We start from the raw sequence: 26,186 nt of genomic DNA, 5'->3' as shown, positions 1-26,186 counted from the left end.
TCCTACCTTCTCTCAAAAATCAAATAATGAATCTCCGTTTGCGCCGCTGTCCTGTAGAGGTGTACTTTGCATAGAAACAGGAATAGCAGTCGGACTCGCCATAGTAGTAGGTATAGAAACCTCTGTATCTAGCGCAACAGCACATAACGCACCGATGGCAGATAAAGCTTCTCTTTTCATTTGCTCATTACTACCCATTTTTGCTTTTTGAAGCTGTTTTTCTATTTGACTGACAATTTGATCATACGAAATCATCTTCTCTGCCCCTCTTCTTGCTTTGGTTCGAACTTTAAACATTCCACGCCTGAGGATTGCTTGACTACAACAGATGGAAGTGCCTTCGTTTTAAATCCATAAGCCTTACATCCACGTGGATTTCTCGCATCCCATGTTGTAAAAAAATGTCGGCATTTAAAACAATTCACAGCCATTATATTTCCCCACTTTCCACTCCATATATTAACATAATTAGAGAGAAAAATCGATTGGTTTCTCCCCCCACGACTCCAGAATCGCATTCATCGTAGAATATGGTTTACTGCCGAAAAAGCCTCTATGTGCACTTAATGGGCTAGGATGTGGAGCTTCTAAAACAACATGCTTTGATCGATCAATCCATTTTATTTTGGACTGCGCAGGCCTGCCCCATAACACAAAAATAATCGGTTCCGCTCGTTCAGAAAGCCTTTGAATAACTGCATCCGTAAAAGTTTCCCATCCCATTCCTTTATGAGAATTCGCCTCTCCTGCACGAACAGTTAGTACCGTATTAAGTAATAAAACCCCTTGCTTTGCCCATTTTTCTAAATATCCAGTCGTCGGAATTTCTACCTCTAAATCGCTAGAAAGCTCCTTGAACATATTGCGCAAGCTTGGAGGAATAGAAACACCAGGCTTCACCGAAAAACTCATACCATGAGCTTGTCCTTCGCCATGATACGGATCTTGCCCTAAAATAACGATTTTCACCTCATGGAAAGGGGTCATTTGAAACGCACTACCAATCTCCGTACGAGCTGGATACACCGTTTGATTTTCATATTCCTCGTCTAAAAACTGACGCAACTCAGCAATATACGGCTTCTCCAATTCCTCTGCTAATACCTCTTTCCAGCTAAGCAACTTACTCACTCCTTAAACTCTATCTGCACATCGTAATCTACTAAACGAAACATTTCCTGCACGGATTTTGCCGCATTTTCCTCTGCTAACTGTAAAATCCCTTGTCCCGTCGTTTCTTCAATCATCATATCCTTCGCCGTTTGGGCAAGCTCATATGCTTCATCTATATCCGCTTTTTCACGAAATAGCCCCTCATACGAAAATACTTCCACTTGGTCAAATAAAATCTCAGGTCCACCTAAAAAAGTTGACTTCGGCAGTATAAGTTTCGCCGTTTTATTTTTCTCATCTACTTTTATATCTGCCTCGGAAACTTCCGAAAAATCGACGCCTGCTTTTACAATTCCGGGTACTACAACAAGGAGCTGTCGCTTCGTCCCCGGTAAGTCCAACCCAATCTCTTTCCCAAATAACGCATTATCTTGTCGTTCAACAATTGCTTTTGTATATGCTTGCACAGTAGAAAGTTCATTCAACGCTTGTACTTGTTCCACGAAAGAACCCCTCGTTTCCGTAAACGTACTTCCTTTAATTGCCCAAAAAGCGGCAAATGGTAATGCAGCTAATAAAAGTACAGCAATCAGTACCAAAATTAGAAATGATTTTGATCCTAATTTATATAAAACACGAGGCATTTTCCAAAAACCAAAACTCGACCTCGAAGGATTTTCTGCAAACGTTGCCGCTGACTCTTTATCTTGCGCCTTCAATTCTTCCAAAAGCTTTTCCATTTCGCGAATTTTGTCGCTATTTCTCATATCATCCCTCTTTTCCTCTTATTCTAGTACGTTCACAATACCGAAAAGTTTCACTATTAACAACTCTCCAAAACATGGTAGGATAAAGAAAAGGAGAATCGTTATGGCAGATTTACATTATCGCGAAAAGTTAAAAAAAATCGAACAAGCAGCTCTCTCTTCCGATGAAATTCCAGAACAGGTTAAAACCTTTGGTATGGGTTGTTTCCATATAGGAGTAATTCTAGTCATTGGCTTTCTTATCTTTTTAACAGTTTCATTATTTTTGAATGATATTTTCATTGGTTCTATTATAACGCTTGTCGTTGCATGTGCATTTATTTACATACTATTTAAGTTATGGACTGCGCCAAGACTTCCTTAATGGCAAAACTATACCTATCTGATACAATGAAAAATATTAACTTTCTTATAAAGGGGAATTGTGAAATGTCTATAAAAAAAACGTTAACAATTGCAGGCTCTGACACTTCAGGCGGAGCTGGAATACAAGCAGATTTAAAAACATTCCAAGAGCATGGTACATATGGGATGAATGTTCTAACAGTTGTTGCAACAATGGATCCTGATAATGGTTGGAGCCATAACGTATTCTCTCTTCCAGTGGAAGAGATTAATCGTCAAGCGAAAACAGCCCTATCTACAGGTATTGATGCGATTAAAACTGGTATGTTAAGCACAGAAGAAATCATTGAAACAGCTGGTCAAATTATTGCAACATCAGGTGTAACGAATGTAGTCATCGACCCTGTAATGGTTTGTAAAGGCGAAGATGAAGTATTAAACCCTGGTACAGTGGACGCAATGATTGAATTTTTACTTCCACGCGCACTAGTAGTGACACCAAATTTATTCGAAGCTGGACAACTGTCTGGTATTGGTGCACTTAAAACAATTGATGACATGAAAGCCGCTGCTGAGAAAATTCATGCACTAGGCGCAAAAAATGTTGTCATTAAAGGCGGAAAACAATTAGCACACGAAAAAGCAGTTGATTTGTTTTACGACGGACAAACTCATACATTGCTTGAAACAGCAAAAACAGAAACAACATTTAACCACGGAGCTGGCTGTACATTCGCTGCTGCAATAACTGCTAACTTAGCAAATGGTTTTTCTGTAGCTGACTCTGTATTCGAAGCAAAAGAATTCGTTTCTGCTGCTATCGCACACGGTTGGAAATTAAATCAATACGTTGGTCCAGTTCTTCATGGTGCAAAAGGTAAATTTGGTGCTCCAGAAATTACGACAACAACTGTATAAAAATACTCTACTCGCAAAGTCATTTTTGGCATTGCGAGTTTTTTTATTGAAATTAGAAACATTGGTGTCCACTGCTTCAGACGCTTTTCGAAATCGGCTGAGCTATCGCTCCATTAAATGCTCTAAAATTCCAACTACATCGTCCATTTTTCAAACTAAAAAGTATTACACACTTTTAAACACCACAAATAATACATTCAGACCATTCTCATATTTACGCGATAAAAAGCGAAATCTGTTGCGATTTTTTACAAAGCAAGCTCCTAATAATAGAAATTGAACATAATTGCATGATTTTATATACTAGATTAACCTTTCATTCCACTTGTAACGAAACTCACCGCCTCCACTTACATACTTTTTTCTTCAACAAAATCTCAATCATTCGCTTCATAAACTTTTTTTCATTATACTGATAACAGACAGTATGTTAGGAGGCAATTTAAATGGAACTAGTTCAAATAGAACAATTACAAAATCATTTAAACGGATTTGCAAACGAGGACGTTTATATACATTTAGAAACAACGAATGGTGCATATGCTGCACATTTTGATGAAAAAGTATTTAATGCGGGAGCTTTTATCCGTAACGTTATGCTTCAATTTGAGCTTGGAAAAGTCGTTGGAGAGTCTCCACATCGTGTTGGGCTAAAATTACCGCACGGTTGGGTTTACGCACAAGGCATTACACATTTTGAGTTAGATGAACACGGCCGCTTATTAATGGCAGGTCACGATCAAAGTGGAAAACTTGCTGTTGCACTACAAATAAGCAGAACACCGTTTACTTACTAAGGAGGAAAAACAATGACTTTACCAAATGAAAGACATGTCCTAGTCGTATTCCCTCACCCTGATGATGAGGCTTTCGGCGTTTCTGGCACAATTGCCACTTATATAAAACAAGGAACACCTGTAACGTATGCATGCTTAACACTTGGAGAAATGGGTAGAAACCTAGGTAATCCACCGTTTGCAACAAGAGAAACACTTCCTCATGTTCGAAAAGAGGAGCTTCTTGCTTCTGCTAAAGCAATGGGCGTTACAGACCTTCGTATGATGGGACTTCGAGATAAAACAATCGAATTTGAAGACGATGAAAAAATGGTTAAAATGATGGAAGATCTAATAGAAGATACGAATCCTTCTCTGGTCATTACTTTTTATCCAAACTACGCAGTTCATCCTGACCATGATGCAACCGCGAGAGCAGTCATTCGTGCAATTCGTCGTATGCCGGAAGAAAGTAGACCAACTATTTATGCAGTTGCTTTCTCTAACAATTCAAAAGAAGATCTTGGAGAGCCAGATGTTGTGCATAATATTAAAGAGTCTAGAGAAGAAAAAATGGGTGCAATGAGAGCTCATATTTCTCAAACTGCGTGGATGCTAGAAGAAATGGAGAAGCGATTAGCTGATGGAGAACCAGAAGCAGAAAATTGGTTACATTTTGAACGCTTCTATACGTATGATTTTAGCAAAGATTTCGAATAATAGAACATAATCTATGTTTATAGACATTTCTATGTGCATGAATTATTATGTAAAAATGATCACAATAAATGCATAAATATTCACATATAGAAAGTTGGTCTTTTCATTGAAGAAGTTTTCATTATCTACTTGGTTGTTATTCCTGCTTCCATCAATAGCAGGTGTTATTTTATTCATGATTCCACTCCCAACTTCGGAAGGGCTTAAAATTCCAATTGCATTTTTCGCTAGTCTACTTTCTGGTACTTTAGAGCCTATCGTACACTGGATTGCACTCGCAACATTATTTATCGCCGCTATTGGTTCAGTTTTATTTTTATTCGTTCCATACAAAAGTACGTTTATCAACAACTTGTTTAAAGTGTCTATCTTTTGGACGATTACACGAGTAGTTGGGGCAATTTTTGCAGTATTAATCATTTTCCAAGTTGGACCTGAATTTATTTGGAGTGAAAATACAGGTGGTCTATTATTAAGCCCGGATGGATTAGTATCATTCTTATTTACGATTTTCTTATTCGCTGGTTTATTATTACCTCTTTTATTGAACTTTGGATTGTTAGAGTTTTTCGGTACAATGATGGTAAAAATTATGCGCCCATTATTCAAATTGCCAGGACGTTCCGCTGTTGATGCACTAACTTCTTGGGTTGGTGATGGAACAATCGGCGTTTTACTAACTAGCCGACAGTACGAGGAAGGATACTACACGAAAAAAGAGGCAGCTATAATTGGTTCTTCTTTCTCTGTTGTATCTATTACTTTTTGTATCGTGGTCCTTGATGAAGTTGGATTAGGTAACTACTTCATACCATATTATTTAACTGTTTTGCTTTGTGGAATTGTCTTAGCATTTATAATGCCAAGAATTTATCCACTTAAAGGGAAGGATGAAACTTATATAAATGGTCGTCCTTTAGATTTGGAAAAAGAAAAGTTTTCAGAAAATTACAATGCGTTTACACATGGTTTGGAAAATGCATTAACTACTGCGAATAAAAACCGTTCTGTTGTAAAAGTTGTAACAGATGGTTTGAAAAACGTAATTGATATGTATATTGGGGTAGCACCTGTTGTTTTAGCATTTGGAACGATTGCTCTAGTGCTTGCAGAGTACACGTCTATCTTCATGATTTTAGGAAAACCGTTTGAACCACTATTAATGTTATTCGGTATACCAGAAGCTGCAGCAGCTGCGCAAACGATGGTTGTTGGATTTGCCGATATGTTCCTTCCATCTATTTTAGGTGCATCGATTGATTCGGAATTGACTCGTTTTGTTATTGCAACGATGTCTGTGACGCAGTTAATCTATATGTCGGAAGTCGGAGGACTGCTACTTGGTTCGAAAATTCCGGTTAATTTAAAAGATTTGATCATTATTTTCTTATTACGTACAATCATTTCTTTACCAATTATCGCCGCAGTAGCGCATTTACTGTTTTAATAATGCAAAACGGACACTTACAAGAAAAACTTGTGAGTGTCTGTTTTTTTATATAGACTTTGCAATAACTTCACACTTTTTTATAGCCCAAATATAATGATTGGAAGTGTTTGCTGCAAAATAGCTGTATAAGTTACTTGTTTTTGTCCACTTATAGCATTTTTTCGTCATGATTTCTTCATTGTTATGTAATTTAATTAAGTTCATTACTCTTTCATGGCTTAACGTCAATTTTTTTATAGCTTGATTTAATGTTACATCTTGATAGTTCTCCCAAATTTGCATATTAAGTAGCTTGATAGTACTCCATTTAAACCCGGGTGCTGGCATAAAAGGAATATCTCCATCCATACCTTCTCTATACCACCTCTCCAGCATTACATGCCATTCATACAGATGCATTAGTACATCACGAAAATTCTTATCTCTTTCCCCTGTTTCAATAGAAATGCATCTTTTTCTACTAGGTACAGATTCAATTATTTCAAGCAATGATTTAAAATTTTTATCGCTATTCAGCAATAGGATTTCTTTTTCATTTTCCGCTATCATAATAGTTCCCTCCTTTATTACTGTATATTAACAAAATAATGTATGTCCTTGTAATAAAGTTCAGAAAAATAACTTCACTTGAAATAAACCCTCAAAATTTCGTCCATCCACCACCCAATGGATGAGATAAGGCTGGATGCGACTAAGAAGTATGCGTCACCAGCATTATTGTCTGTCAAAATAAACCTTGAATCGAAAATCAACATAAATATAATGACAAAACTGGTGCCAAAAAATAAATGGGTAATTAGTGCAGTGCATACTCGTTTTTTATTAGAAAAGTACTTGTTCACTTTATCAGATAGAATGGATGAAGGAATTCCCCAAAGAAGAGTAATAGGAATTGTATACATACTAACAAAAGCAATCAATGCAGGTACTTCCCGTATTGTACTGCCTTCTAGAAGCATAAAAACCAACCCTATAATTGGAGCAGATAGTAAGACTGTGAAAATAAATGCTAATGTCTTTCTTTTAATCATTTCATCCCTCCTTAGTTTCTTCCCTTAACTAAAAACACTCCAGAACCCATTAGTAAAAAGAATTTTAATCCGAAAAAGTTTCCCCTTTATCCAAGTTCAACATGTGATCGTTAATTGTTATAGTATGGTTATTCATCCAAGCTACATCTGCCTTATCCATACGGTAATCATAGTAGATCGCCTTTTTGAACCAAAGTGGACCATTTACTATTCCTACTACAGCAATAGATGTAGTCGCACCGCCGTTTATTGTGTAGAAGTCGATTGTCGTTTTAGAATCTGGTGATTGAGTTGTTGAAATGTATTCTCTTGCAGAAGCATTCACTATTGTCCCTAAGAGAAAAATTGCTGAAAGAGGAAATGCGATTAAAACAGTGAGCCAACTTCTCCATCTTGCTCCCCTGCTGCTTTTGTCTCTAAATCCTGAAACACCCATAAAAAAAGTAATAGCAGTGAGCAACCATAAAACCGAAGTAGATGGCGCTATTGACCAAGAAGCAGCATAAGAAGCGTATAAAGCCTGCAAGGAAAGAGCTGTTAATAGCAAACATAATAAGAAAGACCATAAATTATGTTTTCTTTTCACTATATTACCTCCTGATTAGAAGTTCTGGAATTCCGCAAAGAATCTACTTATTCTGCTAACCTTTTCCTATAGTTAAGAGATCCTCATCTTTCTAAACTTTTTGAAGCCCAAGTTCTATAAAGATATTTACTTCTCAGTAAAAATACATTAATCCTTCTTAAATTAACTCACCTGTTAGTTAAAGATGAATTACTAATTATTCAACCCTAAAAAAATATTTGCCTCATTTTTAATCCTTGATATTATCCCGTCTGCATTAAACTCTGTAGGTATATCACCAAATCGTAATTCATCAATCATTTCACTTATTTCGTACCACTCCATCAAATCATCTGGATAATCTAAATCCGAGGAAACAACCCAAAAAATCATATAAGCTAAGTCAAATGCCAGTGAATGGTTATTTGCAATTAATATTTTATTTGCTAAATGACCTATATAGGCTCTAGCACATATCTCAGAGGCTGGTTCCTCTATTGCCATTTCATTTAAAGCTCTTTTAAAATAAACTTCTACTTCGAAAATACTTTCACCAAATGAATATGAAGAAATTATATTTATAGCTGGTGATGACACATCGTTTTCTAGTAAATTATGCGACCAATTTACATAGTCCTCAGTAGAAACAGTCCCCTTTTGTATTTTATAAAATATAGCATTTATTTGCACTTTAACAACCACCTTATCAATTTTCCCATAACCAAATTATAATCCTGATTGTACTAAACCGCTTCGTTAATGAAAAACGACTGCTCTATTGAACAATCGTATCCTTTACTTAAAAACGCTTGAGACAAATAAATGTTCCAATAAAAAATCATCCCTAGGAAATAAGAGATGATTTTTATCAATCTTTATTTTTTAGATGAACTTAACTCACTACGCAAAGCTGCTTATAATACAACATATGTTAGTGAGCACTCTAGCCATTTTTCATGCGGAACAGCAATTATTGCTGCAGTAACGCATTTACTGTTTTAATAATGCAAAACGGACACTTACAAGAGAAACTTGTGAGTGTCTGTTTTTTTTATTTATCTACTTTATATATTGCATTTATAGCATCCCAATTAAGTGGTCTTTCCATACTCTTTTCTGTTTGTTCTAGAGGCTTAAAACCAAATTGTGCATAAAGCGAATGAGCATCTTTTGTACGTAGATGAAAATTCGTTCCTTTCAATTTTGGGTGCTCTGTGATATTGGTCATTAACCATTTACTTATTCCCTTTTTTCTAAATTCAGGGAGTACAAATACATCCGCTAACCACGAATACCTAACCATATCAGATAGGACACGGGCAAAACCTATTTGTTTCGGCATCCCTTTAGTAGGGTCTCCATCGTAAATACCATAACAAATAGTTGAATTTTCAATAGAAGCTATAACCAATTCCTTAGACGTACCTTCAAGCCAATAGGATTCTTTACTAAGATAATTATAAATGATTTCCACATCCAATAAACTTTTATCGGTACTAATATAAAATCCGTCTTTACTTATTAACACTTCCTGCTCCTTCGTTAACATTTCCTTGCCCCCAATGTTCTGTTTTCCATAAATAGATCCATCCATAAAGTATAAATCATATCTTTTTAGATCCAATTTAAACTATTCGTTATACACCACCAATATTCCTTTATTTTTACAGCATGACTTTTATCTGTTCTTTTAAATAAAATTTATATTTAATTCATCTTTTTTAGCAAATGCTCCAATAAAAAATCATCCCTAGGAAATAAGAGATGATTTTATCAATCTTTATTTTTTATAAGATGAACTCAACTCACTACGCAGAGCTGCTTTCAAAAACTTTCCTACTGAAGTTTTCGGAATTTCTTTCAAGAATACAACATCATCTGGAACCCACCATTTAGCAAATTCTCCTTCTAAATAAGTGAGTAAGTCTTCTTTTGTCACACGATCCTCATAACCTGCTTTTAATACAACACATGCAAGTGGACGCTCTAGCCATTTTTCATGCGGAACGGCAATAACAGCAGCTTCTGCGACTGCTTCATGTGTCATTAGCGCATTTTCTAAATCTACAGACGATATCCACTCGCCGCCACTCTTGATCAAATCTTTTGTTCTATCTGTAATTTTAATATAGCCATCCTTTGTCATCACAGCAATATCCCCTGTGTATAACCAACCATCTTTAAAAGCTTCCTGCGTCCGTTCATCTTTGTAATACTCGTCTGCAATCCATGGGCCACGAACCGTTAACTCACCCATCGTTTTGCCGTCCCATGGTACTTCACCGTTTTCATTGACAACACGAGTTTCTAAACCTGACACCGTTAACCCTTGTAGTGCACGCATATCAATTCGTTCATCCATCGTCATATTTTTCATCGACGAAGTAAATGTTGATAAGCTGACAATTGGAGTCGTTTCCGTCATCCCGTAGCCAACGATAAACGGTACTTTATATTTTTCCTCAAACGCACGGATTAATCCTTTTGGAGAAGCCGACCCTCCACAAACAATCGCACGTAAAGAAGACAAATCTCTCGGTCGCTGCTCCTGCTCATTCAATACAGCCATCCAAATCGTTGGTACACCTGCCGTGAGCGTCACTTTTTCCTGTTCGATTAAATCTAGTAATGTTGCAGGATTAAACCCTGGTCCAGACAACACTTGCGTCGTTCCAAAATTCACCGCTGCAAAAGGCATCCCCCATGCATTTACATGGAACATCGGCACAACTGGCATCGCAACATCATTTTCGCGAAGCCCCATCGAATCCGCAAGACCAAGCGCATAACTATGCAATACAAGCCCGCGATGTGTATAGACTACACCTTTTGGATTCCCCGTTGTAGCAGAAGTGTAGCACATTCCTGCTGGCGTATTTTCATCTAGATCCTCTGGAAATACAAATTCATCCGAAGCATCTTCCAACAACTGCTCATAAGAATGGACATTTTCCAGCGTCGTCTCCGGTAAATCCATACCATCCTTCATAATAACGTAATGCTTTACTGTCTTTAGCATCGGTGCAATCTTCTCAAATAATGGGAATAAATCTGCATCTACTAGTATAATTTCATCTTCGGCATGATTGATAATATACACAATATGCTCCGGCGATAATCTAATATTAATCATATGCAATACAGACCCTGCACATGGTACTGCGAAATATGCTTCTAAATGTCGGTGATGATTCCACGCAAAAGATCCCACTTTCATGCCCCGTGTCATCCCAAGCTTCGTTAGCGCATCTGCCAGCTTTCGAGTTCGCTTCGCATACTCCCTATATGGAATACGATGAATCGAATTTTCGCCTGTTCTTGAAATAATCAGCTTTTTCGGAAAATACCTTTCTGCTCTCTTTAAAAAATCTGTCAATAAAAGCGGTGTTTGCATCATAACCATTCATCCCCTTTTGTAATAATCAGAATTTAAAGACTATTATTATAATATTATTGTACCTAAAACAAATTGAAAGCGCTACCACTAATTTTGTAATTCTTACCAACAAAAAGTCGACTCACCAATTGGCAAGTCGACATTTATTTTATATACCTTTTCTTTTCAACGTTTCTAACATATCAATCGTCATAGAATCCAGGTCATACTTCGCTTGGAAGCCCCATTCCTCTTTTGCAGCAGTAGCATCGATCGAATCTGGCCAGCTATTTGCAATTGCTTGTCGAACAGGATCAACATCATAATCGAGTGTAAATGTAGAAATCACTTTCTTTATTGATGCAGCAATCTGCTCTGGCGCAAAGCTCATTGCCGTTACATTAAATGCATTTCGATGAATTAATTGAGAAGAATCTGCCTCCATTAAATCCACAATCGCTTGAAGCGCATCCGGCATATACATCATATCCATATACGTTCCTTCCGCAATATACGATGTGTATTTCCCTTCTGCTAACGCTTTATAATAAATATCCACTGCATAATCCGTCGTTCCCCCACCTGGTAATGTTTCATTCGAAATCAAACCTGGGAAACGCACGCCACGAGTGTCTAATCCAAACTTCTGAAAATAATAATCACAAAGCAGCTCACCCGACACCTTATTTACACCATACATTGTCGTTGGACGTTGCAATGTATCTTGAGGCGTATTCATCTTAGGAGTAGAAGGTCCAAAAGCTCCAATCGAACTCGGTGTGAAAAACTGCATATTCAGCTCTCTCGAAGCCTCCAGTGCATTGATCAAGCCACCCATATTCAAATTCCAAGCAAACAATGGTTTCTCTTCCGCAGTTGCAGATAAAAGTGCAGCCATATGCATCATCGTGTCTGCTCCAAAATCCTTTGCAAGCTGATGCATCTTCTCTCCATCTGTTACATCCAAAATTTCAAAAGGACCTGCTTCTGTCACATCAGCAGATGCTTTCCTTATATCAGTTGCCAGTATATTTTCTGTTCCATATGTATTGCGAAGTTTCGTAACTAATTCCGAACCAATTTGACCAAGAGCTCCGGTGACAATAATCTTCTTCATGTTAATTTCTCCTTCTGAAAAACAAGTGTATTTTTGGAAAGAACATTATATTAGTAAAATCATTGATTTAACAAGGTTTTATTAGTTATTATTATATGATGTTCTTTCCTAAAACACAATAAAAGAATACAAATTAGATATGCTACAATAGACAAAAAGGAGGAAAATATGAAATTTTTACGATTTCTTTTGATTTTTTTAGTAGGTGTCGCTCTTACAGTAGTTTTGTTAATGCTAGAAATTCCAATTTGGATTATTTACGGTAGCATTGTTGTATTATATTTACTCATCATGATGGGTCCTCAAATGTTTACTATATACAAATCAAATAACTTAAAACGAATCGAACGTTATTTAAATGAAAACAAACGAAAACCAATATTTGCTTATCCACTCGCAATTCAAGATGGAAATCAGGAAAAAATTATCCAAGCAGTTCAAGCTATTTTAATGAAATATAAACAGCCATACGTTCAGGAAGTATACAAAACGAATTTAGCCTTACACGAACATCATGTCTCTAAAATTGAACAGCTAGCTAAACAAATAAGCAAAGACCCTCTCCGTACATACTACATCGCATATGCGGAAGCTTTGAAAGGCAATTTCGACGAGGCCCGCACACTAAAAGCAAATTTAAAACAACAATGGATGCCGCATGCAATAGAAGCACTCATCGCTAAACAAAACGACGACATGCTTACATTTCGCACACATGCGAATACTAGTATCGAACATGCCCGAGGTGTACAAAAATTTAATCTTGTCTATTCTTTTGCGAATATGGAGAAGTAAAAAAGTAGCCGGATTGTGGCTGCTTTTTTACTTCCTTTTTTTATAAATTGATGGAACCTTGAAATTTTTCCTAATAATAAAAAAGTGAACAACTTCGTAATTAGTGTTTCTACAAAGTTGTTCACTATTCATGTTTTTTTGATGACTGATTACTCGGTTAGTAGAGCTGAAATGTTATTTCAATACATCTAAGGTTGGGATTCAGAGTTACGACGCGTTATGTTCCTAATGTGAGCCAACGATTGTTGACTTAGCTTGTTAAACTAAACCACCCGTTAGTTGAATAAGAAAGTATTTTAGCTTATTAGAATAGAGGTAATTAAATTATTCTCAATATTAACTGTAACTATCATTTCTTTGCAAACTCTTGCAAGAGCTTGAACTGCAATTCTGTCTTTAAAGGATTCATCAAATGACCACCCACTTGGTATTATAGCCATTCCTCCATTTGCCTGCACAAAAGTATGTTCAAAAAAATCCCACATTGATAAAATATCATGATTAGCTGTATTTCTTACAAGATTTAGATTAACTTTATATTCTTTTGGTGTGAATGATTCTCCCCAACTTGAAGTCGCTTCTGAATATATATATCACTTACAACTGCATTAATTTTACGATTTTCTTTTAGATTCATAAAATGTACTTTTGAGCTTTCTCTAAGATTCTGCAATCTAATTACTATTTGGTTTTCATCAGTTGTAATTTTTACAACTTTATTGAAGTGAGGGGCTATTTCTTTTACAATTTTATTGAAAGTCTTGTAATCGTTTATCGGAATATCCAATATGCCACTAGAACTAACTAATATGAAAGGAGCTAATAAATACTGAGCAATTGATGAAATTTCTTGACCAGAAGATTCATAGATGTCTAATTTCTCATACTCCACCTTTGGTTGTTCATTTCTTCCCCTAATTTCAATTATTGTACTTTGTTCATCTTCTATTCACTATACTTTTCATAAATTTAGCTCACTTAACAAAAACTTTCTTGTTAAACTAAACTGCCGCGTTAGTTCAATAAGAAAATAGCGTTATTCTTGAAGTAAAGTAACCGTTAGATTAATAATATTACTTTTTATTATGTCGTTTTTTTACATTTGGAAATTTGTTATTAACTTTGTTCCAAATTTTTAATGCACTTGGATAACAATTATTAATCGAATGTGCTTCACTCACCGAAAACATTTTATCAAAGACCTTTTGTATCACTACAGCTAATTCTTCAACAGAAGTTACAGTTGGTAATAGCGAAACAATGAGACTTATTTCTCGATCATATTCATCCTCAGATGTGTAACGTAAAAGGTACTTCGGGTCCCATTCATTAATTACTTCTTTTACAATTTGGTAGTGGTCCATAATATCCCTCTTTTAAATTGTATTTTTAGCGATTTATTCTACACCCTTATTAAACTAACCTCCCCGTTAGTAAAAAATGCTCTACTCCTTCTTGAAGTAAAGCACCCGTTAGTGAAAAAACCTATAAACCCTGGCATTTTGAAAAGAGGTTGTTTAAAATGCCTGGGTTTGATTTTGAGGTAAATTTAGTTTTCCAAAAAAGTTTGATGAAAACATAGTAGAAAAATTCTAAGGTTCACGGTTTACTTTTTTTGCTAAAGCAATATAAGCTCCTAACATAGCTAGAATTATTCCTATAATCAGATTAAAAGAAAGAGTTGATTCTCCCATCATAACGCTTGCAAATCCACCAATTGCTGGGAAAATCGCAACCATATAACTACTCTCAGCAGCACCAACATTTTTAATCAAATATAAATAAAATAACCACGCTACAAATGAAGCTAAAATAGCTAAATAGAGTAATCCAATCCAATAATCTAAAGAGCTTGGAAAATTAATGTCTTTTCCACTTCCAAAAGTTATCAGCGTTATTAGAATAATTGCTGAAAACATACCAATGGTGTTAGCTGTAATCGGCTCAATTTGCTTTTTATTATTGTAATAAGACAATGTATCACCAACTGAAGTGATAACCGTTCCAACGAATGCCAAAATAATTCCTAAAATAAAATTTGAAGAAATAGTATGAAGATCTGGGTATAAAATAATGATTACGCTTAATAAGCCTAGCGAACCTCCTAAGTATATTCGGGGTTCAAGTTTCACTCTAAACGCGATGCTTAGAAAAATGGGTGTGATAATAGCTTTTAAAGAAAAGATTAATGTCACGAGAGCAGCAGTGCTGTAAATTGTACCATAGTAAAGTAATAGATAACTTATCGCAAAGTTACACACACCGAAGCCAATAACCGTTAGAAAATTAACATTCGCTTTCATAATCTTGATTTTCTTTATCTTTAATAATATGTAGAAAAGAACAAATGCAATAATAGATCTGTATAATAATGAAGCTTCTAATGAGGTTTCTGTTCCTTGAATTTTAACGGCTATAAAATTCAATCCCCATATAAGCATACAAGCTATATACATAAAATAATTCAAGTAAACTACTTCCTTTGTCTTTATAAATAGTATTCTAAAAAGCTCAATAAACTCTCCATAACCATTATATAATATTCCAATTTTAATATTGTAGCTGAAGATTTTATCCGTATGGGGATAGACTAAAATTACTAGCAGTCCATTCCTTCCACTAACCTGCTGCTTTAGTTCAATAAGTAAAAAGGCTGTACTCCTTCTTCAAGTAAAGCACCTCGTTAGTTTAAGTACATTGATTCACAGGCTCTCCACTGTATTTATCCACTATTTATCAATAACAATCGATAATTTATAGTTTGCATGTTCGTTTAAGGCTATCAAAAAATCATTCATTACTTCATTAGAAGGAAATTTGCATTCGAGAAGGTAACAACCTTCCCCACTTATTTTATAGTTACTGATTAAGTGTTGTTCTTGCGTTTTTATAAACGACAAATAAGGCTCATGATAAGTACTTTGCGTAATGATTATAATAAAAGCATGTATATAACACCCCAATTTTACTCTATTAACGTTAATTGAATAACCTTCAATTACTCCTTGATCTTCTAATTTCGCCACTCTAGCGGAAACAGCTGGTCCAGTCAAATGGACTTTCTCACCTAATTCTTTCATCGTGCTCCGACTATTCTTGGATAGTTCATCTAAGATCCGAATGTCCGTCTTATCTAACATTTATTTAACTCCTTTCATTTATAAAGTCAAACGAGCAAAAGACTTTATTTAGTCTCTGTATCCGTCAATGGGTCATAGTATAGACTATACATTGTACCAAGAAAATATCAAAAAAGGAGTTAATAAATATGAATATACATCACATTCGAAATGCAACAGCGGTTGTAGAATATGCAGGCAAAAAGTTTTTAATTGATCCGATGTTAGCAGAAAAAGGGACTATGCCGCCTTTTGGAACTGGTGTTGGTTTACCCCCTGCGCCAAGAGAATACCAAAATAATCCTTTGGTAAGCTTACCGACATCTATTGACAATATAATATCTAATATTGATGCTGTCATTGTCACTCATCTGCATCCTGACCACTGGGATGATGCTGCTAAAGATGCATTGCCAAAAGCAATAAAAATATTTGCCCAAAATGATGACGATGCGACAGAAATTCGAGACGCCGGTTTCAAAAATGTGGAGGTTTTACAAGAGAATACAGTTTATGAAGCTATTCAATTGATTAAAACAAAAGGCGAACATGGTAGAGGCGAAATCTTAAAGCATGCTGGTGAAGTGTGTGGCGTTGTCTTCAAACACTCAAATGAGAAAACACTATATTTTACTGGTGATACAGTATGGTATGAAGCAGTTCAAGAAATCATCGATGCACAAAAACCGGAAATCATTGTGGCCAATGCAGGAAATAATCAATTCCTTGTGGGTGGTTCTCTTGTCATGGGGAAAGAAGATTTATTTGAAGTGTACAATGCTGCCCCTGATGCAAAAATCATTGCTGTTCACATGGAAGCTGTAAACCATTGGGGACTGTCCAGAGAAGAATTAAAGAGCTTTATTAACGAAAAAAGAATCTCGTCTAATGTGTCAGTGCCAGATGACGGGGAAACTTATTCATTTTAAGGTGAAAACAAAAAAATTGGAGAGTTGTAATTATGTCAGTTGAAGCTAATAAAGAATTAGTTCGCCGTTTTTTTGAAACGATAGAAGAAGAGAACTATGATGCTCTTAGAGATTTTTGTCATGAAGACTATGTATTTTATCCACAAATTAATACCCCATTTCCAGGTGTGAGAGGATTGATTGAATCAGAAAAGAAAAACTTTGATGCTTTCCCAGGCTTTAAAATGCCCATTGTAGAAATGGTAGCTGAAGGTAATCTTGTAGCCGCTAATTTTATCTTTGAAGGAAAACATACCGGTATCCCATTTGCCGGTGTCTCTGCAACTGGAAAAGAAGCTAGATTTTCACTTATGATACTTTTAAGTATTTCTGAAAGCAAAATTATTGAGCAAAGATCTTTTGTAGATATTCATGACATCATGCGACAAATAAAGGTTTAAGTTTAAAAATAAGTTTATTTGTAAGGAAAGAGACCCTATATGGGTCTCTTCAGGCTGTAGACAAACCCGACGAAAGTTCAGGTTTGCCTACAGTCTATTTTTTTATAAATATAGGTATATCAATCTTCAACTAAACTGCTGCGTTAGTTGAATAAGGAAGATGCACATTATTTTCCAAATATGCAACAAAAAATCCTACTTAATGTTGCTTAACTGGTAAACTAAAGCCTCCGTTACCTGAATAAGAAAAAGACATTGCTTCTTTATTTTGGAACTCAGGACATTTTTTAAATATATGCTTCCTCAAGAATTAATTTCAAATTCTCACTTCGTTTGGAAGTAAATGAAGTCCAAAACATCACTCGCATTTCGTGTAGGTACTATTTTCAAATTTCCCCCAACAACCATCTTTTGTTAACTTGTCCAAAAAGATATAATCGGCAAATTTCCTATTTTCTGATGGTACATCAGAACCCATTGACTGCAATTTCACCAATTCAGGACATAACCATATTGCAGTACATACGGATAACAAGCCTGCATGCACCTCATTTAGTCCTTCTGGTCCAGCTTCCTTTATAACTTCTTCCCATTCTAGATGATGATATGTTGTAATTAAAATCAACTCTGGATGTTTATAGTTGATATGCTTTACAAAAGCTGAATCCCCAGAAGATTGCCATATCAACCTTTAGAGGACTTTTATTTGGTGCCAATATGGTGTGGTGTCTAAATAGTGCCATTCAATTTATTAGGTCTTACCTAAAATATCTTATGATATAAACCTAGCATAATTCACTTTGACATGGTGGAGGTCGCTGGTTCGAACCCAGTCGAGATCATTGGGTGCCTAACCCGAAAGAACCCTTAAGGAACGAAGGGTTCCTTCCAAAAAGCATCATCTCTTTTGAGATGATGCTTTTTGGAAGGAATAAAAGATGGGTTCGAAATTGGCTAGATTATACTTTACACAAAGTCATTCAAAAAAGACCATGCTAAAACTTTTCTATCATTAGTTTTATAAATGCTTCTGCCGCTTTGCTTAAATATCTATCGTTGCGGTAGAAGATTTCTAGTTCACGTGTTGGCGCACTTTCAATTGGAATAGAACGAATGCCCAGTGAATGAAAGTTTTCTATTAGTTGACTAGGCTGAATCGTGGATCCGATATCTTCTCGAACTAGCTGAAACAGAGAAGTAGCCGAACCGGTTTCCATCACACTATCAATGGTGACACCTTGCTTTACGCACCATTTATCGATTAAATCCCGACCACATTTCCCTTGAGGGTACATGACGAGTGGAATTTCGGACAACTCTCCTGATATAACACTTTTCTTTTGTGCAAATTCGTGGGTTTCATTTACAAATAGACTGTACGTCTCCGTATAGAATGGTATACGTTCTATACGACTATCCACTTCCGTTTTTAAACCGATGCCAATATCAACGTCATTATCTAACACCCTGGTCAAACTCTCAATAGTTGGGAACACTTGCACTTTCGTATTGGGGAAATCCTTTCGAAAATCGATCAAGATTTCTGTCAAACGATAGTCAAGATCAGATGGTAACACCGCGATCCGTAAACTTCCTGTATGTAGATTGTTCAAGTCACCGATTGCTTTCTTGGCATTGCTCAGCTGTTGAACCACTTGTAAGGCATAGGATTCAAGTACCTCACCTGCCTCCGTTTTTGCTATTTTTTTACCCATTCGATCGAATAAAGGCACCTCTAATTCATCCTCTAGAACACGTATCTGCTGGCTCAATGTTGGTTGTGAAATGCCTATTTTAAAAGCTGCTTCAGAAAAGTGTAATTCTTTACAGAGCACTAGAAAATATTGCAGTTGCCTAATTTCCATTCTGTTTCCCCCTTCATTTATAGCCTGTTACTATCATTATGATAGAAAAAATAGTATTGAACTATTATATTTCTAATTCTACAATGTACATATCGATAAAGAAAGGAATGTTATAAATTATTTTGGAAGAAAATTTTCACGCAAACCATTCAAAAAAAGGGGATTACAAATATGAAGAACAATTATATTGAATTAATGGAAAAGAGACGTACAGTTTACTCACTAGGCAATAATGTGGAACAGACAGAAGAGGCTCTAGTAAACACAATTACAGAGGCTATGAAGCATAGCCCAAGTGCATTTAACTCACAAACATCTCGAGCGGTAATTTTATTTAACGAACACCACCATAAACTCTGGTCTATCGTCGAAAAAGAACTGCGTGTTATTGTACCAGCGGAACGTTTCAAGGCAACGGAAGATAAATTAGCATCTTTTAGTGCTGGATTTGGTACCATTTTATTCTTTGAAGATCAGGACATCATCAAGCAGTTACAAGATCAATTCGCTTTATACGCAGAACAATTCCCTACCTGGTCCGAACAAGGCACTGGTATAGCGCAACATTCTGTATGGACAGCATTAGCACAAGACGGCATCGGTGCTTCACTGCAACACTATAATCCAATCATTGATCAAGCTGTGAAAAACGAATGGGAATTGCCAGATACATGGAAATTGACCGCTCAAATGCCATTTGGAAGTATCGAAGGAGTTCCAGGCAAAAAAGAATTCATTGCAGATGAAGAACGTATTCAAGTTTTTCGTTAATTTTCCTAGTTACAAGAACGGAGTCTTCCTATAAATGACAACAAATACGAAAGCCTATTTCGCTGCAATCTTATATGCGCTTATTGTCGGCTTTTCGTTCATGTTTGTAAAACTGAGCCTTATTGTCGCTACTCCTCTTGATACGTTGGCACATCGCTTTACAATTGCTTTAATCATTGCCAGTGTAATTATCATTTTGAAAAAGGTTCCCTTAAACATGACGAAAAGGGCAGTATGGCGCATTTTACCTTTAGCTTTGATTTACCCAATATTATTTTTCACATTTCAAACGTTCGGTCTAGTCTATGCATCTTCTTCAGAAGCAGGTATCATTCAAGCAACCGTTCCTGTTTTCACATTGCTATTAGCTGCATTTTTTTTGAAAGAACATACAACACCTTTGCAGAAAATTTCTGTTCTATTATCAGTTTCCGGCGTCATCTACATTTTCGTGATGAATGGAGCGAGTATAGACTCACAAAATATGAAGGGAATTATCCTAATTCTGCTATCAGCCTTAACCGCTTCCTGCAATACCGTTCTTGCACGTAGGCTCGTGAAGCAGTATTCTTTTTTCACTGTGACCTATGTCATGACATTCTTCGGGTTCATATTTTTTAATGTAGTAGCAATAGGCAATCATACAATGACACACACAATGCTTCTATTCATCGAACCACTTTCAAGCGGGACTTTCATTGTAGCGATTCTTTACTTAGGTGCACTTTCGTCTTTAGCGACATCATTCTTCTCCAATTATGCGCTATTGCATATCGAAGCATCAAAGATGAGCGTTTTCAGTAATCTAGCAACCTTGATTTCGATAATTGCTGGGGTTTTCTTCCTAAATGAAACAATTGAGAAGTATCATATGATTGGAACCCTTATCATCCTAGTTGGCGTAGCAGGAACGATTTATTGTAGAAAGAAAGTATGAATTTCAACACTACTATATAAACTTAAAGTACCTTTATCCAAGTTATGAACTATCCCACATGTCTCTAATACTAAAAAAGACCCGATATTCGGGTCTTTTTTGTTCAAGCATTCCCTATTGAACTAAACTGCTCTGTTAGTAAAAAGGCTCTACTCCTTATTGAAGTAAAGCACCCGTTAGTTGAATAAGGATCTGAGAAGAAAATAATTTTTATGTTACTTAATTACACGATTAACATATGATACAATATTAAAATTACAGATACAGAAATAATCATAATTAGAAGGGGAGAAATAAAATGGAAAACTTTTATCTGTTTATCCTTATGTGTATTTTTTTCGTCATTTTACCCGGTCCTGATATTGCAATTGCTACTAAAAATACTATTACCGCTGGGAAAGTCGGAGGACTTAAAACAGCTTTAGGTATTTGTTGTGCCCTTCTTATCCATACTTCTGCTGCTATATTAGGACTTTCAGCCATCATTGTGAAATCAGCGTTATTATTTTCTGTCCTTAAATATGTGGGTGCTGTTTACTTAATATATTTGGGTGTTAAGACATTATGGTCTCTGAAGAAGAAAAAGGAAGAAACAGCAAGCGTTGAGATGAACACAAAAAACAAATTTAAAAGCACTTCTTATTTTAAACAAGGGTTCCTTACAAATCTTCTAAATCCCAAAGTTGCTATCTTATTCTTAACCTTCTTCCCTCAATTCGTTAGTTCTGGAAGCAATACTTTTTTACCGTTTCTTATAATGGGTGCGACTTATACTTTATTGACTGCTGTTTGGTCTATACTCTATGTATATTTAATCAATTATATTAATGCTTTTATGAAAAAACCTAAAACACAAAATATTATTGAAGGCATCACAGGAACAATTCTAATAGGTTTTGGAATGAAACTGTTTCTTGAAAAGAGTCATAATTAAATTATTCATATGAGTTAAGACCCTTTATTTATCTAAATCAAAGGGTCTTATTTTTGCTAAAATTTATGATGCTTTTCTTCAACTAAACTGCTTCGTTAGTTTAAGTGAAGGTCTTCACAATCTTTATATTGATAGTAACATAAATTTCCAATATAAAATCAAAATTTCTTACAAAGTTACGCTTTATTCAGGTTCAACTAGCCCGAAAACAACAGATTCTCAGTCGTTTTTGCGTTAATCCTTCTTTCCTTAATCCTAGGGGAAAATAATAAACACCCAAAACCCCTGGTATATAAGGATTTTGAGTATTTTTAAGTAAAGGTGGTTATTTGCGTTAATCACGACATTATGAGAAGCCTTGGGCATGAACGGTTAGAAACAACTGAGATCTATTTAGAGAAAGTATTCTCAATAAAAACCATGCTATTCATAGTTGGAAACCGGAGTTGTTTGGAGAGTATATATAATAGAAAAGATTTCAAGACATCTGTAAAAAAATCCTAAGTTTAAAAGTCCTCTTTAACCTAATAAAACCAAAATTAAAAGAATCCATTTTGAATAGTTTCTTCAAAATGGATTCTTTCTTTGGTTGTAAGTTAGTAGTCGACCTCATAAGAAAGGCTGTTTATTTTAGTGGTCCTTCTTTAACTAAAGCATCCGTTAGTTTAAGTGTATCCATTCACAAATAGTAATTTCATCTTATATCACTTATAATATATTTTCAAAATTGGTTCTAAAACAAATTAAAGAGCATCATTCTATATGTGAATGATACTCCTCTAAAAAACGCACTTACTTATGATACGGTTCACCTAAATTAATATTAAATTCGTTATAAAAATGGAATTCCTTATTGGACTAAACTGCTGCGTTAGTTGAATAAGAAAAAAAGCTTTACTCCTTCTTGAAGTAAAGCACCCGTTAGCTTAATAAGAACCCCTGTATTGAAACATTAAAAGCAAACATAAAAACAATGATGCACATATAACCCGTAAACCCTTTTCTATCTATTTGAAGTTCAATTCCTCCTGTAATCAATATCGAAATACCTAATATCAACATTAAATAAGGCATAAACTCAAAGTTTTTAGTTATCAGACCAAAACCTGCTAACACAACACCAACTATTGATAAGATAATTCTTAATGTTTTTAGCATACTTCTCCCCCTTACAACAAGTCACTTTCCCAAGTTCTTGTTTAATCGTATCATCATTTACGTTATTATTTTGTGTAAAAACGGAAATTCCTACTTTAACAATCCTGCTGTGTTAGAACAATAAGAAAAAAGGCTTTACCCCTACTTGAAGTAAAGCACCCTTTAACGGAATAAGACAATATTGCTACTCATTAACCGCTTTCATCCACATTCTTTTCTTTTAGGTTAACAAGCCAAATTACGAATAGAAAGAACAGTCCAAAACAAACTCTATATAACGTATTTAAAACTCTACTACTTTCGTCAAATAAATCTGTTGATAAAATAAAACTTAAACAAAATCCAAGAATAAAAATAAAAAGATAGCGATATTTCATTTATACCCCCCTATTAATTAAAAGGTTTTCTTAAACTAACCTGCTCCGTTAGTTGAACAAGAAAAAGGTGCTTAACCCCAAATTGAAGTAAAGCACACATTAGCTTAAGAACATTACTTGATTTTTTTCTCCAAATCTATCTTGCAATAATAAGTATAATACCAATCGAAGCCCCAATAATTTGGTCTAATAAAAGTTCAGTAGTTCTAAAGTAACGCATGGTAAAAGTTCCTCCAAAATAACAATTATCGTAACTGCTAATTGAATAAGATATGTATTTATTTTCATCATTTATCCCTAATTGTATAACTTCCACTTCTTCCCCTAAATAGCTTTGTTTGTTGAAGAAAAGCTTTCTATTATCCTCATCCTTGATTTTTGTTTTTTCTGCTTAAACCAAATACTGTGGAAGAGAAAATAAATATGGCTGTACATAACCACATTGTAATTCCATTCCATTGTCCATCAAAAAGAGTTAAATTAGTTAAAATTATCACTTGCATCAAACAAATTAAAATATATAAAACTAAATTATATCGCATTTATTTATCCCCCCTTTACTTTTATACGGTTAGAAAGAAAAAAGGTTACATTTATTAACAATATCCATTCCTGCTTATTCAACTAAACTGCTGCGTTAGTTGAATAAGGATGATGCACATTATGTTCCAACTGTTTAACAACTAGCAGAGTTCTAATTGTATTTCCTATCTAGACTTCTACTTTTTTACTTTGAACTTCACCAAATCATTTTTGGTACTCAATTATTAAATAATAACAATAAATGAATTGCCGCAAGGACTCCCATGAAATAAATAATTGATCTGGAGAAGGTATTCTTAAATCCATTACGATGGTGCTTTTCAAAAAATAGATGCAGAATTGCATGGATAATCAAAAAAATATCTAGGAGCCAAAAAGTGATTATTTGATATTGGCTGAAAAGTAAAGTAAGTATTATTGTGTAAAGAGGAAGGTGAATAAATGTGAAGACTTTATATGCTTTAGCATCTTCCATATCTTTAAGTACGATAAATAATGTCCACTCCGAACGTCTTACCGCATCCATTTCGTGCAAAAGAAATAAAGATAAGTTAAACAAAAATAATACAAGTAAAAAATCAGGCATATTAATCCTCCTACAAATCTATAACTTCATGTTACTATAGTTTAATAAATTCATATAGCAAAATATGTCACTTTTTAAAATGAATATCTGCTTTAAGTTCGAATAATTTCTCCACAACATATCGCAGCTTTTTTAATATTGATTAAAGTTTCCAACCTTTCTTTATTCCAATAAGATTATTGATACCAAACAAAATGGCACGAAAGATGATGCACATTCCATATACGTCGTATACAAAGTTATTTCAATACATCAAATGTTTAGGTTCTTCCCGCTATTTCTCCACCAAAAAACGACCCTAAAGGGTCGTTTTTTCCATTCCACTATTTACAAAATCACACCAAGCTCTTTACCAACTTTTTCGTAAATCGCCAATGCCTCATCCAGCATTTCTTTTGTGTGGTCGGCTGTTGGCATGTTGCGAACGCGACCTGTTCCTTTTGCTACGGTTGGGAAGACGATCGATTTTGCGTATACACCTTCTTCGAATAATCGTTTAGAGAAGGTTTGTGTTAGTTTTTCATCACCGATGATACATGGAGTGATTGGTGTTTCGGATGCTCCGATGTTGAAGCCTAGTTTCGATAAACCTGCTTTCAAGTAGTCGCCGTTTTCCCAAAGCTTGTCGTGCAGCTCAGTAGAATCGATGATTATTTGAACAGCAGCAGTAATTGCTGCTACATCTCCTGGTGGTAAAGCAGTGGAGAATAAAAACGGACGAGAGCGAACTTTTAACCAGTCGATCAAGTCTTTTTTCCCTGCAACGTATCCGCCTACTACACCGATCGCTTTTGATAAAGTACCGATTTGGAAATCTATTTCTTTTTCTAAACCGAAGTGTTTTACAGTTCCTTTACCTTTACCAGTAACACCTGAACCGTGTGCGTCATCTACGTACGTAATTAGGTCAAACTCTTTTGCGATTTCTACTATTTCTGGAAGTTTTGCAATATCCCCGTCCATTGAGAATACGCCGTCTGTAATAACCATTACTTTATTGTATAGGCCTGATTCTGTTGCTGCTTTTGCTTTGTTACGTAAGTCTTCCATATCAGCGTGTTTAAATGGAAGAATTTTCGCTTTAGATAATCGGCAACCATCGATAATAGATGCGTGATTTAATTCGTCAGACAAGATTGCGTCGTTTTTATCCATAACTGCTGAAATTGCAGCCATATTACAATTGAAGCCCGATTGATACGAGATTGCTGCTTCTGTTCCTTTAAATTCAGCTAATTTTTGCTCCAGTTTTACGTGAAGATCTAGCGTTCCGTTAATTGTACGAACTGCACCAGCTCCAACTCCGTACTTGTCCACCGCATCTTTTGCAATTTGCTTTAATGTTGGGTTTGTTGCAAGCCCTAAATAGTTGTTTGAGGATAAGTTAATAAGTTCTGATCCACGAACAATAATTTTAGCTCCATTTGGTCCTTCTACAGGATCGATTTCGTTATACAATCCTTGGCTTTTTAAATCATTTAGGTTATCTGTTAAAAAAGTATCTAGTACGTTCGACAAGGTCATCTTCCTTTCAACCGAAATATTCTCTTCTAT

The 26,186-nt window shown here is 35.3% G+C and carries 33 protein-coding genes; 11 read left to right on the top strand and 22 right to left on the bottom strand.

The window, feature by feature from the left end:
* Positions 1–12: 12 nt before the first annotated feature.
* The 4 genes from RUH95_RS12885 to RUH95_RS12870 are packed head-to-tail and all read right to left on the bottom strand — an operon-like array spanning position 13 to position 1,880.
* Complete coding sequence (locus RUH95_RS12885) at positions 13–255, bottom strand: YwdI family protein (RefSeq protein WP_313893291.1); 243 nt, start codon at positions 253–255, stop codon at positions 13–15.
* On the bottom strand, positions 252–431 hold the full coding sequence (locus RUH95_RS12880; RefSeq protein ID WP_313893290.1) for a uracil-DNA glycosylase: 180 nt from the start codon (positions 429–431) through the stop codon (positions 252–254). The genes RUH95_RS12885 and RUH95_RS12880 overlap by 4 nt, the downstream gene beginning before the upstream one ends.
* Positions 432–468: 37 nt before the next feature.
* Positions 469–1,131, bottom strand: coding sequence for a uracil-DNA glycosylase (gene ung / locus RUH95_RS12875; protein WP_313893289.1), 663 nt, complete (start codon positions 1,129–1,131; stop codon positions 469–471).
* Entirely contained in the window at positions 1,128–1,880 is a 753-nt protein-coding gene (locus RUH95_RS12870; RefSeq protein WP_313893288.1) for a DUF4230 domain-containing protein, read from the bottom strand. The genes ung and RUH95_RS12870 overlap by 4 nt, the downstream gene beginning before the upstream one ends.
* Positions 1,881–1,983: 103 nt before the next feature.
* On the opposite strand from RUH95_RS12870, the gene RUH95_RS12865 reads away from it, so the two are divergent.
* From RUH95_RS12865 to RUH95_RS12845, 5 genes are all read left to right on the top strand, one after another.
* Complete coding sequence (locus tag RUH95_RS12865) at positions 1,984–2,244, top strand: hypothetical protein (protein ID WP_313893287.1); 261 nt, start codon at positions 1,984–1,986, stop codon at positions 2,242–2,244.
* Positions 2,245–2,309: 65 nt separating this feature from the next.
* On the top strand, positions 2,310–3,143 hold the full coding sequence (gene thiD / locus RUH95_RS12860; RefSeq protein WP_313893286.1) for a bifunctional hydroxymethylpyrimidine kinase/phosphomethylpyrimidine kinase: 834 nt from the start codon (positions 2,310–2,312) through the stop codon (positions 3,141–3,143).
* Between the two features lie 446 nt (positions 3,144–3,589).
* Positions 3,590–3,940, top strand: a complete 351-nt coding sequence (locus RUH95_RS12855; protein ID WP_313893285.1) for a YojF family protein — start codon at positions 3,590–3,592, stop codon at positions 3,938–3,940.
* Positions 3,941–3,952: 12 nt separating this feature from the next.
* Positions 3,953–4,639, top strand: a complete 687-nt coding sequence (gene bshB2, locus RUH95_RS12850) for a bacillithiol biosynthesis deacetylase BshB2 (protein WP_313893284.1) — start codon at positions 3,953–3,955, stop codon at positions 4,637–4,639.
* Positions 4,640–4,745: 106 nt separating this feature from the next.
* Positions 4,746–6,086 (top strand): YjiH family protein, encoded by a 1,341-nt coding sequence (locus RUH95_RS12845; protein ID WP_313893283.1) that lies wholly within the window; start codon positions 4,746–4,748, stop codon positions 6,084–6,086.
* Positions 6,087–6,134: 48 nt separating this feature from the next.
* On the opposite strand, the gene RUH95_RS12840 is transcribed toward RUH95_RS12845, so the two are convergent.
* The 7 genes from RUH95_RS12840 to RUH95_RS12810 all read right to left on the bottom strand — a co-directional run bounded on the left by RUH95_RS12840 (position 6,135) and on the right by RUH95_RS12810 (position 12,178).
* Entirely contained in the window at positions 6,135–6,638 is a 504-nt protein-coding gene (locus RUH95_RS12840) for a ClbS/DfsB family four-helix bundle protein (protein ID WP_313893282.1), read from the bottom strand.
* A 74-nt stretch (positions 6,639–6,712) separates the two neighbouring features.
* On the bottom strand, positions 6,713–7,120 hold the full coding sequence (locus RUH95_RS12835; RefSeq protein WP_313893281.1) for a hypothetical protein: 408 nt from the start codon (positions 7,118–7,120) through the stop codon (positions 6,713–6,715).
* Between the two features lie 64 nt (positions 7,121–7,184).
* On the bottom strand, positions 7,185–7,706 hold the full coding sequence (locus RUH95_RS12830; protein WP_313893280.1) for a DUF5412 family protein: 522 nt from the start codon (positions 7,704–7,706) through the stop codon (positions 7,185–7,187).
* A 192-nt stretch (positions 7,707–7,898) separates the two neighbouring features.
* Positions 7,899–8,375: a hypothetical protein gene (locus RUH95_RS12825; protein ID WP_313893279.1), complete on the bottom strand. Its 477-nt coding sequence runs from the start codon at positions 8,373–8,375 to the stop codon at positions 7,899–7,901.
* Positions 8,376–8,736: 361 nt separating this feature from the next.
* Positions 8,737–9,234, bottom strand: a complete 498-nt coding sequence (locus RUH95_RS12820; protein WP_313893278.1) for a GNAT family N-acetyltransferase — start codon at positions 9,232–9,234, stop codon at positions 8,737–8,739.
* 231 nt (positions 9,235–9,465) lie between these two features.
* Positions 9,466–11,082: a long-chain fatty acid--CoA ligase gene (locus RUH95_RS12815; protein ID WP_313893277.1), complete on the bottom strand. Its 1,617-nt coding sequence runs from the start codon at positions 11,080–11,082 to the stop codon at positions 9,466–9,468.
* Positions 11,083–11,230: 148 nt separating this feature from the next.
* Positions 11,231–12,178 carry an L-threonine 3-dehydrogenase gene (locus RUH95_RS12810; RefSeq protein WP_313893276.1) on the bottom strand — a complete coding sequence of 316 codons (948 nt, stop codon included), beginning with the start codon at positions 12,176–12,178 and terminating at the stop codon, positions 11,231–11,233.
* 168 nt (positions 12,179–12,346) lie between these two features.
* On the opposite strand from RUH95_RS12810, the gene RUH95_RS12805 reads away from it, so the two are divergent.
* Positions 12,347–12,973, top strand: coding sequence for a hypothetical protein (locus RUH95_RS12805; protein WP_313893275.1), 627 nt, complete (start codon positions 12,347–12,349; stop codon positions 12,971–12,973).
* 523 nt (positions 12,974–13,496) lie between these two features.
* Here the strand turns inward: RUH95_RS12805 and RUH95_RS12800 are convergent.
* From RUH95_RS12800 to RUH95_RS12785, 4 genes are all read right to left on the bottom strand, one after another.
* Positions 13,497–13,865: a hypothetical protein gene (locus RUH95_RS12800; protein ID WP_313893274.1), complete on the bottom strand. Its 369-nt coding sequence runs from the start codon at positions 13,863–13,865 to the stop codon at positions 13,497–13,499.
* A 181-nt stretch (positions 13,866–14,046) separates the two neighbouring features.
* A complete protein-coding gene (locus RUH95_RS12795) occupies positions 14,047–14,337 on the bottom strand; it encodes a DUF1871 family protein (RefSeq protein WP_313893273.1) in 291 nt (96 codons plus the stop codon).
* A 228-nt stretch (positions 14,338–14,565) separates the two neighbouring features.
* Positions 14,566–15,441: a DMT family transporter gene (locus tag RUH95_RS12790; RefSeq protein WP_313893272.1), complete on the bottom strand. Its 876-nt coding sequence runs from the start codon at positions 15,439–15,441 to the stop codon at positions 14,566–14,568.
* 261 nt (positions 15,442–15,702) lie between these two features.
* Positions 15,703–16,113 (bottom strand): Lrp/AsnC family transcriptional regulator, encoded by a 411-nt coding sequence (locus RUH95_RS12785; RefSeq protein ID WP_313893271.1) that lies wholly within the window; start codon positions 16,111–16,113, stop codon positions 15,703–15,705.
* Positions 16,114–16,241: 128 nt separating this feature from the next.
* On the opposite strand from RUH95_RS12785, the gene RUH95_RS12780 reads away from it, so the two are divergent.
* Together RUH95_RS12780 and RUH95_RS12775 are read left to right on the top strand one after the other, a co-directional pair.
* Positions 16,242–17,021 carry an MBL fold metallo-hydrolase gene (locus RUH95_RS12780; RefSeq protein ID WP_313893270.1) on the top strand — a complete coding sequence of 260 codons (780 nt, stop codon included), beginning with the start codon at positions 16,242–16,244 and terminating at the stop codon, positions 17,019–17,021.
* A gap of 32 nt (positions 17,022–17,053) precedes the next feature.
* Complete coding sequence (locus tag RUH95_RS12775; RefSeq protein ID WP_313893269.1) at positions 17,054–17,461, top strand: ester cyclase; 408 nt, start codon at positions 17,054–17,056, stop codon at positions 17,459–17,461.
* 358 nt (positions 17,462–17,819) lie between these two features.
* Here the strand turns inward: RUH95_RS12775 and RUH95_RS12770 are convergent, their stop codons facing one another.
* On the bottom strand, positions 17,820–18,149 hold the full coding sequence (locus tag RUH95_RS12770; protein WP_313893268.1) for a hypothetical protein: 330 nt from the start codon (positions 18,147–18,149) through the stop codon (positions 17,820–17,822).
* Between the two features lie 307 nt (positions 18,150–18,456).
* Positions 18,457–19,326 carry a LysR substrate-binding domain-containing protein gene (locus tag RUH95_RS12765; RefSeq protein ID WP_313893267.1) on the bottom strand — a complete coding sequence of 290 codons (870 nt, stop codon included), beginning with the start codon at positions 19,324–19,326 and terminating at the stop codon, positions 18,457–18,459.
* 171 nt (positions 19,327–19,497) lie between these two features.
* On the opposite strand from RUH95_RS12765, the gene RUH95_RS12760 reads away from it, so the two are divergent.
* The 3 genes from RUH95_RS12760 to RUH95_RS12750 all read left to right on the top strand — a co-directional run bounded on the left by RUH95_RS12760 (position 19,498) and on the right by RUH95_RS12750 (position 21,968).
* Positions 19,498–20,097, top strand: coding sequence for a nitroreductase family protein (locus RUH95_RS12760; RefSeq protein ID WP_313893266.1), 600 nt, complete (start codon positions 19,498–19,500; stop codon positions 20,095–20,097).
* Positions 20,098–20,131: 34 nt separating this feature from the next.
* A complete protein-coding gene (locus RUH95_RS12755; protein ID WP_313893265.1) occupies positions 20,132–21,034 on the top strand; it encodes a DMT family transporter in 903 nt (300 codons plus the stop codon).
* A 298-nt stretch (positions 21,035–21,332) separates the two neighbouring features.
* On the top strand, positions 21,333–21,968 hold the full coding sequence (locus RUH95_RS12750) for a LysE family translocator (protein ID WP_313893264.1): 636 nt from the start codon (positions 21,333–21,335) through the stop codon (positions 21,966–21,968).
* A gap of 921 nt (positions 21,969–22,889) precedes the next feature.
* Here RUH95_RS12750 and RUH95_RS12745 read toward each other — a convergent pair.
* The 5 genes from RUH95_RS12745 to RUH95_RS12725 all read right to left on the bottom strand — a co-directional run bounded on the left by RUH95_RS12745 (position 22,890) and on the right by RUH95_RS12725 (position 26,150).
* A complete protein-coding gene (locus RUH95_RS12745; RefSeq protein WP_313893263.1) occupies positions 22,890–23,126 on the bottom strand; it encodes a hypothetical protein in 237 nt (78 codons plus the stop codon).
* 191 nt (positions 23,127–23,317) lie between these two features.
* Entirely contained in the window at positions 23,318–23,503 is a 186-nt protein-coding gene (locus RUH95_RS12740) for a hypothetical protein (RefSeq protein ID WP_313893262.1), read from the bottom strand.
* Positions 23,504–23,868: 365 nt separating this feature from the next.
* On the bottom strand, positions 23,869–24,045 hold the full coding sequence (locus tag RUH95_RS12735; protein WP_313893261.1) for a hypothetical protein: 177 nt from the start codon (positions 24,043–24,045) through the stop codon (positions 23,869–23,871).
* 218 nt (positions 24,046–24,263) lie between these two features.
* Positions 24,264–24,632, bottom strand: coding sequence for a DUF6713 family protein (locus RUH95_RS12730; protein WP_313893260.1), 369 nt, complete (start codon positions 24,630–24,632; stop codon positions 24,264–24,266).
* A 327-nt stretch (positions 24,633–24,959) separates the two neighbouring features.
* The gene (locus tag RUH95_RS12725; RefSeq protein WP_313893259.1) at positions 24,960–26,150 is read right to left on the bottom strand and encodes a glycine C-acetyltransferase; all 1,191 of its coding nucleotides are present in this window, start codon (positions 26,148–26,150) and stop codon (positions 24,960–24,962) included.
* Positions 26,151–26,186 lie beyond the last annotated feature (36 nt).

The organism is Psychrobacillus sp., from assembly GCF_032154225.1.
In the GTDB taxonomy this organism is placed as follows: Bacteria; Bacillota; Bacilli; order Bacillales_A; family Planococcaceae; genus Psychrobacillus.
The sequence above is the reverse complement of the archived record's forward strand: the minus strand, read 5'-3'. Positions and strand labels throughout refer to the sequence as shown.

Coding starts and splice junctions, on each gene's coding strand:
- RUH95_RS12885 (WP_313893291.1), bottom strand. CDS start 255: ATGATTTCGTATGATCAAATTGTCAGTCAAATAGAAAAACAGCTTCAA.
- RUH95_RS12880 (WP_313893290.1), bottom strand. CDS start 431: ATGGCTGTGAATTGTTTTAAATGCCGACATTTTTTTACAACATGGGAT.
- RUH95_RS12870 (WP_313893288.1), bottom strand. CDS start 1,880: ATGAGAAATAGCGACAAAATTCGCGAAATGGAAAAGCTTTTGGAAGAA.
- RUH95_RS12865 (WP_313893287.1), top strand. CDS start 1,984: ATGGCAGATTTACATTATCGCGAAAAGTTAAAAAAAATCGAACAAGCA.
- thiD (WP_313893286.1), top strand. CDS start 2,310: ATGTCTATAAAAAAAACGTTAACAATTGCAGGCTCTGACACTTCAGGC.
- RUH95_RS12855 (WP_313893285.1), top strand. CDS start 3,590: ATGGAACTAGTTCAAATAGAACAATTACAAAATCATTTAAACGGATTT.
- bshB2 (WP_313893284.1), top strand. CDS start 3,953: ATGACTTTACCAAATGAAAGACATGTCCTAGTCGTATTCCCTCACCCT.
- RUH95_RS12840 (WP_313893282.1), bottom strand. CDS start 6,638: ATGATAGCGGAAAATGAAAAAGAAATCCTATTGCTGAATAGCGATAAA.
- RUH95_RS12835 (WP_313893281.1), bottom strand. CDS start 7,120: ATGATTAAAAGAAAGACATTAGCATTTATTTTCACAGTCTTACTATCT.
- RUH95_RS12820 (WP_313893278.1), bottom strand. CDS start 9,234: ATGTTAACGAAGGAGCAGGAAGTGTTAATAAGTAAAGACGGATTTTAT.
- RUH95_RS12815 (WP_313893277.1), bottom strand. CDS start 11,082: ATGATGCAAACACCGCTTTTATTGACAGATTTTTTAAAGAGAGCAGAA.
- RUH95_RS12810 (WP_313893276.1), bottom strand. CDS start 12,178: ATGAAGAAGATTATTGTCACCGGAGCTCTTGGTCAAATTGGTTCGGAA.
- RUH95_RS12805 (WP_313893275.1), top strand. CDS start 12,347: ATGAAATTTTTACGATTTCTTTTGATTTTTTTAGTAGGTGTCGCTCTT.
- RUH95_RS12795 (WP_313893273.1), bottom strand. CDS start 14,337: ATGGACCACTACCAAATTGTAAAAGAAGTAATTAATGAATGGGACCCG.
- RUH95_RS12785 (WP_313893271.1), bottom strand. CDS start 16,113: ATGTTAGATAAGACGGACATTCGGATCTTAGATGAACTATCCAAGAAT.
- RUH95_RS12780 (WP_313893270.1), top strand. CDS start 16,242: ATGAATATACATCACATTCGAAATGCAACAGCGGTTGTAGAATATGCA.
- RUH95_RS12775 (WP_313893269.1), top strand. CDS start 17,054: ATGTCAGTTGAAGCTAATAAAGAATTAGTTCGCCGTTTTTTTGAAACG.
- RUH95_RS12765 (WP_313893267.1), bottom strand. CDS start 19,326: ATGGAAATTAGGCAACTGCAATATTTTCTAGTGCTCTGTAAAGAATTA.
- RUH95_RS12760 (WP_313893266.1), top strand. CDS start 19,498: ATGAAGAACAATTATATTGAATTAATGGAAAAGAGACGTACAGTTTAC.
- RUH95_RS12755 (WP_313893265.1), top strand. CDS start 20,132: ATGACAACAAATACGAAAGCCTATTTCGCTGCAATCTTATATGCGCTT.
- RUH95_RS12750 (WP_313893264.1), top strand. CDS start 21,333: ATGGAAAACTTTTATCTGTTTATCCTTATGTGTATTTTTTTCGTCATT.
- RUH95_RS12745 (WP_313893263.1), bottom strand. CDS start 23,126: ATGCTAAAAACATTAAGAATTATCTTATCAATAGTTGGTGTTGTGTTA.
- RUH95_RS12740 (WP_313893262.1), bottom strand. CDS start 23,503: ATGAAATATCGCTATCTTTTTATTTTTATTCTTGGATTTTGTTTAAGT.
- RUH95_RS12735 (WP_313893261.1), bottom strand. CDS start 24,045: ATGCGATATAATTTAGTTTTATATATTTTAATTTGTTTGATGCAAGTG.
- RUH95_RS12730 (WP_313893260.1), bottom strand. CDS start 24,632: ATGCCTGATTTTTTACTTGTATTATTTTTGTTTAACTTATCTTTATTT.